The organism is Enterobacter huaxiensis (assembly GCF_003594935.2).
GTDB classification, from domain to species: Bacteria; Pseudomonadota; Gammaproteobacteria; order Enterobacterales; family Enterobacteriaceae; genus Enterobacter; species Enterobacter huaxiensis.
Map to the genome: position 1 here is coordinate 4,161,430 of NZ_CP043342.1, position 11,555 is coordinate 4,172,984.

Genomic DNA, 11,555 nt, shown 5'->3' on the forward strand with positions numbered 1-11,555 from the left:
ATAACCCGGACCTCCGGGGTGAGGAGTATGTGAATGAAAGGTACCGTTTTTGCCGTCGCCCTCAACCATCAAAGCCAGCGTGACGCCTGGCGTGAAGCGTTTGAAAAAGCCCCCTACAGCACGCCGCCGAAAACAGCCGTGTGGTTTATCAAACCGCATAACACGATGATCCGCGCGGGCGAGCCGATCCCCTTCCCGCAGGGGGAAACGGTGCTAAGCGGCGCGACGGTGGCGCTGGTCGTCGGCAAAACCGCCAGCAAGGTGCGCGTGGAGGATGCCGCGGCGTACATCGCGGGATACGCGCTGGCCAACGAGGTGAGCCTGCCGGAAGAGAGCTTCTATCGCCCGGCCATCAAGGCTAAATGCCGGGACGGGTTTTGTCCGCTCGGCGAACTTGTCGCCGTTGATAACGTGGCTAACCTGACCATCATCACCGAGATCAACGGCCGCGAAGCGGATCGCTGGAACACGGTCGAGCTTCAGCGTAACGCTGCCGAACTGCTGAGCGCCCTGAGCGAGTTTGCCACTCTCAATCCCGGCGATGCGATATTGCTCGGTACCCCGCAAAACCGCGTTGAGATCCGCCCGGGCGATCGGGTGCGCATCCTGGCTGAAGGCTTTCCGCCGCTGGAAAACCCGGTGGTGGACGAGCGCGACGTCACTGTTGCGCACAGCACGCCGCCGCACGCCACGCTGTTCGCCCTCGGCCTGAACTACGCCGATCACGCCAGCGAGCTGGACTTCAAGCCGCCCACCGAGCCGCTGGTGTTTATCAAAGCGCCGAACACCTTCAACGGCGACAGCCAGACGTCGGTGCGCCCGAACAATATCGAATACATGCATTACGAAGCGGAGCTGGTGGTGGTCATCGGCAAAACCGCGCGCAAGGTCAGCGAAGCCGAGGCGATGGACTACGTGGCGGGCTATACGGTCTGCAACGACTACGCCATCCGCGACTACCTCGAAAACTACTACCGCCCGAACCTGCGGGTCAAAAGCCGCGACGGGCTGACGCCCATCAGCCCGAACGTGGTGCCGAAAGAAGCGATTCCCGACCCGCACAACCTCACCCTGCGCACCTTCGTTAACGGCGAGCTGCGCCAGGAAGGGACCACGGCGGATCTGATCTTCAGCATTCCGTTCCTGATTGCGTACCTGAGCGATTTTATGACCCTGCAGCCGGGCGACATGATTGCCACCGGCACGCCGAAGGGGCTGTCCGACGTGGTGCCGGGGGATGAGGTGGTGGTGGAAGTGGAGGGCGTCGGACGCCTGGTAAACCGAATTGTCAGCGAGGAGACTGCAAAATGAAAAAGATAAGCCACTGGATTAACGGTAAAAACGTCGCGGGAAGCGAATACTTCCACACCACCAACCCGGCCACCGGCGAGGTGCTGGCAGAGGTCGCCTCCGGCGGTGAAGCTGAAATTCACCAGGCCGTTGCCGCCGCCAAAGAGGCGTTCCCGAAGTGGGCCAACCTGCCGATGAAGGAGCGCGCGCGCCTGATGCGCCGTCTGGGCGACCTGATCGACCAGAACGTGCCCGAGATCGCCGCCATGGAAACCGCCGACACCGGCCTGCCGATCCACCAGACCAAAAACGTGCTCATTCCGCGCGCCTCGCACAACTTCGAGTTCTTCGCCGAGGTGTGCCAGCAGATGAACGGCAAAACCTACCCGGTCGACGACACGATGCTGAACTACACCCTGGTGCAGCCGGTGGGCGTCTGCGCTCTGGTGTCGCCGTGGAACGTGCCGTTTATGACCGCCACCTGGAAGGTCGCGCCGTGCCTGGCGCTCGGAAACACCGCGGTGCTAAAAATGTCTGAACTCTCCCCGCTCACCGCCGACCGCCTGGGCGAGCTGGCGCTGGAGGCGGGCATTCCGGCGGGCGTGCTGAACGTGGTGCAGGGCTACGGCGCGACGGCGGGCGACGCGCTGGTGCGCCATCACGACGTGCGCGCCGTCTCCTTCACCGGCGGCACCGCCACCGGACGCAACATCATGAAAAACGCCGGGCTGAAGAAGTACTCCATGGAGCTGGGCGGCAAATCCCCGGTGCTGATTTTTGAAGATGCCGACATCGAGCGCGCGCTGGACGCCGCCCTGTTCACCATCTTCTCCATCAACGGCGAGCGCTGCACCGCCGGCTCGCGCATCTTCATCCAGCAGAGCATCTACCCGGAATTCGTCAAGCGCTTTGCCGAGCGCGCCAACCGCCTGCGCGTGGGCGACCCGACCGATCCGAATACCCAGATTGGCGCGCTGATCAGCAAGCCACACTGGGAGAAGGTTTCCGGCTATATCCGCCTCGGCATTGAAGAGGGCGCAACCCTGCTGGCGGGCGGCCCGGACAAACCAGCTGACCTGCCCGCTCACCTGAAGGGCGGCAACTTCCTGCGACCAACCGTGCTGGCGGACGTCGATAACCGCATGCGCGTGGCGCAGGAGGAGATCTTCGGGCCGGTGGCCTGCCTGCTGCCGTTTAAGGACGAAGCGGAAGGCCTGCGCCTGGCCAACGACGTGGAGTACGGGCTGGCGTCGTACATCTGGACCCAGGACGTCAGCAAGGTGCTGCGCCTGGCGCGCAATATCGAAGCCGGCATGGTGTTCGTTAACACCCAGAACGTGCGCGACCTGCGCCAGCCGTTTGGCGGCGTGAAGGCCTCCGGCACCGGCCGCGAGGGCGGCGAATATAGCTTCGAGGTCTTCGCGGAGATGAAGAACGTCTGCATCTCGATGGGCGACCATCCAATTCCAAAGTGGGGGATCTGAACATGGGTAAACTAGCGCTAGCGGCAAAAATCACCCACGTACCGTCGATGTACCTCTCCGAGCTGCCGGGCAAAAACCACGGCTGCCGCCAGTCGGCCATCGACGGGCATAAAGAGATCAGCAAGCGCTGCCGCGAGCTGGGCGTGGACACCATCATCGTGTTCGACACCCACTGGCTGGTGAACAGCGCGTACCACATCAACTGTGCGGACCATTTTGCGGGCGTCTACACCAGCAACGAGCTGCCGCACTTTATCCGCGACATGACCTACGACTACGACGGCAACCCGGCGCTCGGCCAGCTGATCGCCGACGAGGCGGTGAAGCTCGGCGTGCGCGCCAAAGCGCACAACATTCCGAGCCTGAAGCTGGAGTACGGCACGCTGGTGCCGATGCGCTACATGAATGCGGATAAGCACTTCAAAGTGATTTCCATCTCGGCGTTCTGCACGGTTCACGACTTTGCCGACAGCCGCAGGCTGGGCGAGGCCATCGTCAGCGCGATTGAGAAATACGACGGCACCGTGGCGGTGCTCGCCAGCGGCTCGCTGTCGCACCGCTTTATCGACGACCAGCGCGCGGAGGAAGGGATGAACAGCTACACCCGCGAGTTTGACCGTCAGATGGACGAGCGCGTGGTGAAGCTGTGGCGCGAGGGGCAGTTCAAGGAGTTTTGCAGCATGCTGCCGGAGTACGCCGACTACTGCTACGGCGAGGGCAACATGCACGACACGGTGATGCTGCTGGGGATGCTCGGCTGGGACAGCTACGACGGCAAGGTGGAGTTTCTCACCGAGCTGTTCGCCAGCTCCGGTACCGGCCAGGTTAACGCCGTTTTCCCGCTGCCCGCGTAAGGAGCCACCGTGCCGCACTTTATTGCTGAATGTACCGACAACATCCGCGAGCAGGCCGACCTGCCGGGGCTGTTCGCCAAAGTGAACGAGGCGCTCGCCGCCACGGGCATCTTCCCCATCGGCGGTATCCGCAGCCGCGCCCACTGGCTGGACACCTGGCAGATGGCCGACGGCAGGCACGATTACGCCTTTGTGCATATGACGCTGAAGATTGGTGCCGGGCGCAGCCTGGAGAGCCGGGAAGAGGTCGGTGAAATGCTGTTTGCGCTGATCAAAACGCACTTCGCGGAGCTTATGGCGAGCCGCTATCTGGCACTGTCTTTCGAGCTCGACGAGCTGCACCCGACGCTCAATTACAAGCAAAACAACGTGCACGCGTTGTTTAAGTAATACCGTCCCCTCTCCCATTGGGAGAGGGTTAGGGTGAGGGGATACCTCTGCGGCCCGATGCCCTCACCCCGTCCCTCTCCCACGGGGAGAGGGAGAAAAAAACATAAAACAGGATATCGCCATGCTCGACAAACATACCCATACCCTGATCGCCCACCGTCTGCATCAGGCGGAGCAGTCCCGGGAGCAGATCCGCGCGATCTCGCTGGACTACCCGGAGATCACGATTGAAGACGCCTACGCCGTTCAGCGCGAATGGGTCAGCCTGAAGATCGCCGAAGGCCGCGTGCTGAAGGGCCACAAGATCGGCCTCACCTCCAAAGCGATGCAGGCCAGCTCGCAGATTAGCGAGCCGGACTACGGCGCGCTGCTGGACGACATGTTCTTCCACGACGGCAGCGACATTCCCGTCGATCGCTTTATCGTTCCACGCATCGAAGTGGAGCTGGCCTTCGTGCTGGCAAAACCGCTGCGCGGCCCGAACTGCACCATTTTCGACGTCTACAACGCCACGGACTACGTCATCCCCGCGCTGGAGCTTATCGACGCCCGCTGCCACAACGTCGACCCGGAAACCCAGCGCCCGCGCAAGGTGTTCGACACCATTTCCGATAACGCCGCCAACGCCGGGGTGATACTCGGCGGCCGTCCGATTAAGCCCGACGCGCTGGATCTGCGCTGGATCTCCGCCCTGCTCTACCGCAACGGCGTGATCGAAGAGACCGGCGTTGCCGCAGGCGTGCTTAACCATCCGGCGAACGGCGTGGCGTGGCTGGCGAACAAGCTGGCGCCGTACGACGTGCAGCTTGAGCCCGGCCAGATCATCCTCGGCGGCTCGTTTACCCGCCCGGTGCCCGCCAGCAGAGGCGACACCTTCCACGTCGACTACGGCAGCATGGGCTCCATCAGCTGCCGCTTTGTCTAGGAGATAGCGATGCAAAACGCATTCAAAGCGGCGCTGAAAGCGGGCCGCCCGCAAATTGGCTTATGGCTGGGGCTGACCAGCAGCTACAGCGCCGAGCTGCTGGCCGGAGCAGGCTTCGACTGGCTGCTGATCGACGGCGAGCACGCGCCAAACAGCGTGCAGACCGTCTTAACCCAACTGCAGGCCATCGCGCCCTATCCCAGCCAGCCGGTGGTGCGCCCGTCGTGGAACGACCCGGTGCAGATAAAGCAGCTGCTGGACGTGGGGGCGCAAACCCTGCTGGTGCCGATGGTGCAAAACGCCGACGAAGCGCGGCTGGCGGTACGTTCGACGCGCTATCCGCCCGCGGGCATTCGCGGCGTCGGCAGCGCCCTGGCTAGAGCGTCGCGCTGGAACCGCATCCCGGACTACCTCCAGCAGGCTAACGACGCCATGTGCGTGCTGGTGCAGATTGAAACCCGCGAGGCGCTGAAAAACCTGCCGCAGATCCTGGACGTTGAAGGCGTCGACGGCGTGTTCATCGGCCCGGCGGATCTGAGCGCCGACATGGGCTTTGCCGGCAATCCGCAGCACCCGGAAGTGCAGGCCGCCATTGAGCAGGCGATCGCGCAGATCCTCAGCGCGGGCAAAGCCCCCGGCATACTGATGGCCAACGAGGCGCTGGCAAAACGCTACCTTGAACTCGGCGCGCTGTTTGTCGCCGTCGGCGTCGACACCACCCTGCTCGCCCGCGGCGCGGAAGCGCTGGCGGCGCGCTTTATCGAAAAACCGGCTACGTCAGTGAATAACAATAAATCCGTCTACTAAACGTAAGATCTGGAGCGCACCATGACGACTTCTACCCTGCAAGATCAGAAAGCTATTGAACATCGCGTTATCGGCAAGCTGTTCCGTCGGCTGATCGTGTTTCTCTTTATCCTGTTTGTCTTTTCGTTTCTCGATCGCATCAATATCGGCTTTGCCGGGCTGACGATGGGCAAGGATCTGGGCCTCACCTCCACCATGTTTGGCCTGGCGGCAACGCTGTTTTACGTCACCTACGTGCTGTGCGGGATCCCGAGCAACATCATGCTGGCGAAGATCGGCGCGCGCCGCTGGATCGCCGGGATCATGGTGGTGTGGGGCATCGCCTCCACCTGCACCATGTTTGCCACCAGCCCGCACACGCTCTATGTTTTACGCATGCTGGTGGGCATTGCCGAAGCCGGCTTCCTGCCGGGGATCCTGGTCTATCTCACCTGGTGGTTCCCGGCCTATCACCGCGCCCGCGCCAACGCGCTGTTTATGATCGCCATGCCGGTGACCATGATGCTCGGCTCGATCCTCTCCGGCTACATTCTGGCGATGGACGGGCTGTGGAACCTGAAGGGCTGGCAGTGGCTGTTCCTGCTGGAAGGGATACCGTCGGTGGTGCTGGGCGTGGTGACGTGGTTTTACCTCAACGACACGCCGGACCAGGCCACCTGGCTGGACGATGACGAAAAGCAGGCGCTGAAAACGATGATCGCCCGCGAGCAGGAGGTTGCCATTGCCCAATCCGTCACGCCGCGATCGACGCTGCGCGAAGTATTGACCCCCGCGGTTCTGCTCTACACGCTAGCCTACTTCTGCCTGACCAACACGCTGAGCGCGATTAACATCTGGACGCCGCAGATCCTGCAAAGCTTCAACACCGGCAGCAGCAACATCACGATCGGCCTGCTGGCGGCAATCCCGCAGTTTTGCACCATCCTCGGGATGATCTGGTGGAGCCGCCGCTCCGACAGGCTAAAAGAGCGAAAAAAGCACACCATCCTGCCTTACCTGTTCGCCGCGGCGGGATGGATGCTGGCCTCGGCAACCGATCACAGCCTGATCCAGCTGCTTGGCATCATCATGGCCTCAACCGGATCCTTTACCGCCATGGCGATATTCTGGACCACGCCGGATCGGGTTATTAGCCTGCAGTCCCGCGCGGTGGCGCTGGCGGTGATCAACGCCATCGGCAACGTCGGCTCCGCCGTCAGCCCACTGCTGATTGGCATTCTTCGCGACGCGACCGGCAGCTTCAGCTCCGGGCTGTGGTTCGTGGCCGGGCTGCTCGTCGTTGGCGCGCTGGTGCTGACGCGCATCCCGATGACGCAGCGGGATCGGCAGAGGAGCGGCCATGTGCCAGAGCCCCATCGCCAACATTGATATCAGCAAGGAGTACGACGAAAGTCTGGGCACCGACGACGTGCAATACCAGTCGTTCGCCCGCATGGCGGCCTTTTTTGGCCGCGACATGCAGGCGCATCGTCACGACCAGTATTTTCAGATGCACTTTCTCGATACCGGACAGATTGAACTCCAGCTCGACGATCACCGCTACTCGGTGCAGGCCCCGCTATTCGTCCTCACGCCGCCCTCGGTGCCGCACGCGTTTATCACCGAGTCCGACAGCGACGGGCACGTGCTGACGGTGCGCGAGGATCTGATCTGGCCGCTGCTGGAGGTGCTCTACCCCGGCACGCGGGAAGCGTTTGGCCTGCCGGGGATCTGCCTCTCGCTGGCCGACAGGCCGGACGAGCTGGCGGCGCTGAAGCATTACTGGCAGCTGATTGCCCGTGAATCCACGGAACAATTGCCCGGGCGAGAACACACCCTGGTCCTGCTGGCGCAGGCGGTCTTTACCCTGCTGCTGCGCAACGCGAAGCTCGACGACCACGCTTCGGGCGGCATGCGCGGCGAGCTGAAGCTGTTCCAGCGCTTTACCCAGCTGATTGATGCCCACTACCACCAGCACTGGACGGTGCCGGAATACGCCAGCGAGCTGCACCTGACCGAATCCCGCCTGACGGATATCTGCCGTCGCTTCGCCAACCGCCCGCCGAAGCGGCTGATCTTCGACCGCCAGCTGCGCGAAGCGAGGCGTCTGCTGCTGTTTTCCGACAGCGCGGTCAGCGAGATCGCCTGGCAGCTGGGGTTTAAGGACCCGGCCTATTTCGCCCGGTTTTTTAACCGCTTAGTAGGGTGCTCGCCGAGCGCGTATCGGGCGCAGAAAGTACCGGTATCGCCTGTTCCCCTCACCCCTGCCCTCTCCCAAAGGGAGAGGGAGTAACCGTCCCCTCTCCCTTTGGGAGAGGGTTAGGGTGAGGGAAATCACACTCTGCGATCTCTCGCGAAAAGTACCCGCCGTTGTCCCAAACGTCCCTTCACGTTTCGCCCCTCTCAGGCTTCAATTAAATAACAAAAGCAAAACATAAATTTAACAAAACTATTCCGATACGAGGTCCCTATGAAGCCTGAAGATTTCCGCACTGATGCCAAACGTCCGTTAACCGGCGAAGAGTATTTAAAAAGCCTGCAGGACGGTCGTGAGATTTATATCTACGGCGAGCGCGTCAAAGACGTCACCACCCATCCGGCGTTTCGCAACGCGGCGGCCTCCATCGCGCAGATGTACGACGCCCTGCACAAGCCGGACATGCAGGACACGCTGTGCTGGGGCACCGACACCGGCAGCGGCGGCTATACACACAAGTTCTTCCGCGTGGCGAAAAGCGCCGACGACCTGCGCCAGCAGCGCGACGCCATCGCCGAGTGGTCGCGCCTGAGCTACGGCTGGATGGGCCGCACGCCGGACTACAAAGCCGCGTTCGGCTGCGCGCTCGGCGCCAACCCGGCCTTCTACGGCCAGTTCGAGCAGAACGCCCGCAGCTGGTACACGCGCATTCAGGAAACCGGCCTGTACTTCAACCACGCCATCGTTAACCCGCCGATCGACCGGCACAAGCCGGCGGACGAGGTGAAAGACGTCTACATCAAGCTGGAGAAAGAGACCGACGCCGGGATCATTGTCAGCGGCGCGAAAGTGGTGGCGACCAACTCGGCGCTGACCCACTACAACATGATCGGCTTCGGCTCCGCGCAGGTAATGGGCGAAAACCCGGACTTTGCGCTGATGTTCGTCGCGCCGATGGATGCCGAAGGCGTGAAGCTGATCTCCCGCGCCTCCTACGAGATGGTGGCAGGCGCAACGGGATCCCCTTACGACTACCCGCTCTCCAGCCGCTTCGACGAGAACGACGCCATTCTGGTGATGGATCGCGTGCTGATCCCGTGGGAAAACGTGCTTATCTACCGCGATTTCGACCGCTGCCGCCGCTGGACGATGGAGGGCGGCTTCGCCCGCATGTACCCGCTGCAGGCCTGCGTGCGGCTGGCGGTGAAGCTCGACTTTATCACCGCCCTGCTGAAGAAATCACTCGAGTGCACCGGTACCCTGGAGTTCCGCGGCGTGCAGGCGGATCTCGGTGAAGTGGTGGCCTGGCGCAACATGTTCTGGGCGCTGAGCGACTCTATGTGCTCCGAAGCCACGCCGTGGGTCAACGGCGCCTACCTGCCCGATCACGCCGCGCTGCAAACCTACCGCGTGATGGCGCCGATGGCCTACGCGAAGATCAAGAACATCATCGAGCGTAACGTCACCTCCGGGCTGATCTACCTGCCGTCCAGCGCCCGCGACCTGAACAACCCGCAGATCGACCAGTATCTCGCCAGGTACGTGCGCGGCTCCAACGGCATGGATCACGTTGAACGTATCAAGATTTTGAAACTGATGTGGGACGCCATCGGCAGCGAGTTCGGCGGCCGCCACGAGCTGTACGAAATCAACTACTCCGGCAGTCAGGATGAGATCCGCCTGCAGTGCCTGCGCCAGGCGCAAAGCTCCGGCAACATGGACAAAATGATGGCGATGGTCGACCGCTGCATGTCCGAGTACGACCAGCACGGCTGGACGGTACCGCACCTGCACAACAACGCCGATATCAACATGCTCGACAAGCTGCTGAAATAGCGCAGCGGGAGGCTTCAATGCAATCAGATGAACAACGCCTGCGTTTTCGCGACGCGATGAGCAGCCTGTCCGCCGCGGTCAATATCGTCACCACCGAAGGCGAGGCGGGACGCTGCGGCATCACCGCCACCGCCGTCTGTTCGGTGACGGATACGCCGCCTTCGCTGATGGTCTGTATCAACGCCAACAGCGCCATGAATCCGGTTTTTCAGGGCAACGGCAGGCTGTGCGTAAACGTGCTGAACCACGAACAGGAGATCATGGCCCGCCACTTCGCCGGGATGACCGGCATGGCCATGGAGGAGCGTTTTACGCTCTCCTGCTGGCAGAAAGGCCCGCTGGCGCAGCCGGTGCTAAAAGGGGCGCTGGCAAGCCTTGAGGGTGAGATAAGCCAGGTCCAAACCATCGGCACCCATCTTGTCTATCTTGTTGAAATTAAAAACATCATTCTCAGTGATGAGGGTCACGGCCTGATCTATTTTAAACGCCGCTTCCACCCGGTGATGATGGAGCCTGAAGCCGCAATATAATCCCCCTTCGTGCTGGCCGTTTCGCGGCCAGCACCACTTTCCACAAAAAAACCTAAGGTTTCCGCTAAATCACGCCGTTATATAACCATAAGAGAAATTTTCTGCGTCTGAATACTGACACCGCGTGTCAGTGCTATCCGCATCATTCAGCGTATACCCCAATATACAGGAAGACCTTATGGCTAATTCGACGCGGAGCCGCTCGGCTGAACGTCTGGTCGATATTCTGGTAGAGCTACATTTACACGGTGTAGTGAATCGCAGCGCATTGATGGAAAAATTTAAAATTACCGAGCGCACCGTCTACCGGGATTTAAATGCCCTTTCGCCGATTGTGGAACATACCGGGAACGGGCAATATCGGCTCATCCACTCTGCGCAGTCGCCGGGCGCGCAGGGATTGCATCACACGATTGCTAACTTTCTGAATGTCGATAGCTTTTTCCCTGAAAGAAGCGCGGAGTTCTGGCAAAAGCTTGAATCAAGGGTGGATGAAAACCATATTCTCATTCTCGGCGGCGAGGCTGAGAACAAAATCAGCGAAACAATTAACCGATATCTGCCAAAAATAGAGAAATCGATTAAGAACCGTAACGTGTGTAAGATCCAATATAAAGACAAAACCCGCCTTATTAATCCTTACAAACTCATTAACAAAAAAAACATATGGTATTTACAAGCCACTGAAAATAGCAGGTTGAAATCCTTTTCACTGACCCAGATTACCTGGCTGGATATTCAGGATTCCACTTTTATACCGGAAGAGAACGCGCTTGAACTGCTGGAAAAACGCCTCGATCCGTGGGTGTCGGAAGATACTTTCGAGGTGAAAATATTTATCAACAGTACTATTTCCCACTACTTTACGCGCCGCAATTTGCTGCCGGAGCAGGAAATTATTGGCAAGCCGAACGGGGGCGTGACGCTACGCTGCCGGGCGGCGCATGAGAACCAAATCCTGCCGCTGATTTTCTACTGGCTGCCCAACATTCAAATTTTAGAGCCGGCATGGCTGAAGGATAAGCTCCTCGGCACGCTGGAAAGTTACCTCACAGAGGAGTCAGCCTCGTTAACCGAGTGATCTGCATCACATAATTTCTCCCGCTAGCGGCGAGCCTGAACCACTCGCCGCCACCTTTGACCGTTCACCCATCGCTTTCAACCACTCACCCATTTACCTTCCTTTACACGCGCAAAGATCTGGCACGATCCCTCCAGCATTAATCAATACCTCCTCACAACAAACCCTGACCCCTTTTTCTT

The 11,555-nt window shown here is 60.5% G+C and carries 11 protein-coding genes; all 11 read left to right on the forward strand.

Translation table 11 applies throughout. The features are described from left to right. Window positions 1-33 precede the first annotated feature (33 nt). Window positions 34-1,311, forward strand: a complete 1,278-nt coding sequence (gene hpaG / locus D5067_RS19850; RefSeq protein ID WP_119935666.1) for a 4-hydroxyphenylacetate degradation bifunctional isomerase/decarboxylase — start codon at window positions 34-36, stop codon at window positions 1,309-1,311. After that, window positions 1,308-2,774, forward strand: coding sequence for a 5-carboxymethyl-2-hydroxymuconate semialdehyde dehydrogenase (hpaE, locus tag D5067_RS19855; RefSeq protein WP_119935667.1), 1,467 nt, complete (start codon window positions 1,308-1,310; stop codon window positions 2,772-2,774). The genes hpaG and hpaE overlap by 4 nt, the downstream gene beginning before the upstream one ends. A gap of 2 nt (window positions 2,775-2,776) precedes the next feature. Next, window positions 2,777-3,628 carry a 3,4-dihydroxyphenylacetate 2,3-dioxygenase gene (gene hpaD / locus D5067_RS19860; RefSeq protein ID WP_119935668.1) on the forward strand — a complete coding sequence of 284 codons (852 nt, stop codon included), beginning with the start codon at window positions 2,777-2,779 and terminating at the stop codon, window positions 3,626-3,628. A gap of 9 nt (window positions 3,629-3,637) precedes the next feature. Continuing rightward, entirely contained in the window at window positions 3,638-4,018 is a 381-nt protein-coding gene (locus tag D5067_RS19865) for a 5-carboxymethyl-2-hydroxymuconate Delta-isomerase (RefSeq protein WP_119935669.1), read from the forward strand. Window positions 4,019-4,139: 121 nt separating this feature from the next. Further along, a complete protein-coding gene (gene hpaH / locus D5067_RS19870) occupies window positions 4,140-4,943 on the forward strand; it encodes a 2-oxo-hept-4-ene-1,7-dioate hydratase (RefSeq protein ID WP_023334391.1) in 804 nt (267 codons plus the stop codon). Window positions 4,944-4,952: 9 nt separating this feature from the next. Continuing rightward, the gene (gene hpaI, locus D5067_RS19875) at window positions 4,953-5,750 is read left to right on the forward strand and encodes a 4-hydroxy-2-oxoheptanedioate aldolase (protein WP_119935670.1); all 798 of its coding nucleotides are present in this window, start codon (window positions 4,953-4,955) and stop codon (window positions 5,748-5,750) included. A gap of 21 nt (window positions 5,751-5,771) precedes the next feature. Next, window positions 5,772-7,118, forward strand: coding sequence for a 4-hydroxyphenylacetate permease (gene hpaX, locus D5067_RS19880; protein WP_119935671.1), 1,347 nt, complete (start codon window positions 5,772-5,774; stop codon window positions 7,116-7,118). Further along, window positions 7,090-8,022 carry a 4-hydroxyphenylacetate catabolism regulatory protein HpaA gene (gene hpaA, locus D5067_RS19885; RefSeq protein ID WP_119935672.1) on the forward strand — a complete coding sequence of 311 codons (933 nt, stop codon included), beginning with the start codon at window positions 7,090-7,092 and terminating at the stop codon, window positions 8,020-8,022. The genes hpaX and hpaA overlap by 29 nt, the downstream gene beginning before the upstream one ends. A 177-nt stretch (window positions 8,023-8,199) precedes the next feature. Continuing rightward, on the forward strand, window positions 8,200-9,762 hold the full coding sequence (gene hpaB / locus D5067_RS19890; protein ID WP_119935673.1) for a 4-hydroxyphenylacetate 3-monooxygenase, oxygenase component: 1,563 nt from the start codon (window positions 8,200-8,202) through the stop codon (window positions 9,760-9,762). A 17-nt stretch (window positions 9,763-9,779) separates the two neighbouring features. Next, on the forward strand, window positions 9,780-10,292 hold the full coding sequence (locus tag D5067_RS19895) for a 4-hydroxyphenylacetate 3-monooxygenase reductase subunit (RefSeq protein WP_119935674.1): 513 nt from the start codon (window positions 9,780-9,782) through the stop codon (window positions 10,290-10,292). A gap of 178 nt (window positions 10,293-10,470) precedes the next feature. Continuing rightward, window positions 10,471-11,373: a helix-turn-helix transcriptional regulator gene (locus D5067_RS19900; RefSeq protein WP_119935675.1), complete on the forward strand. Its 903-nt coding sequence runs from the start codon at window positions 10,471-10,473 to the stop codon at window positions 11,371-11,373. Window positions 11,374-11,555: the final 182 nt, after the last annotated feature.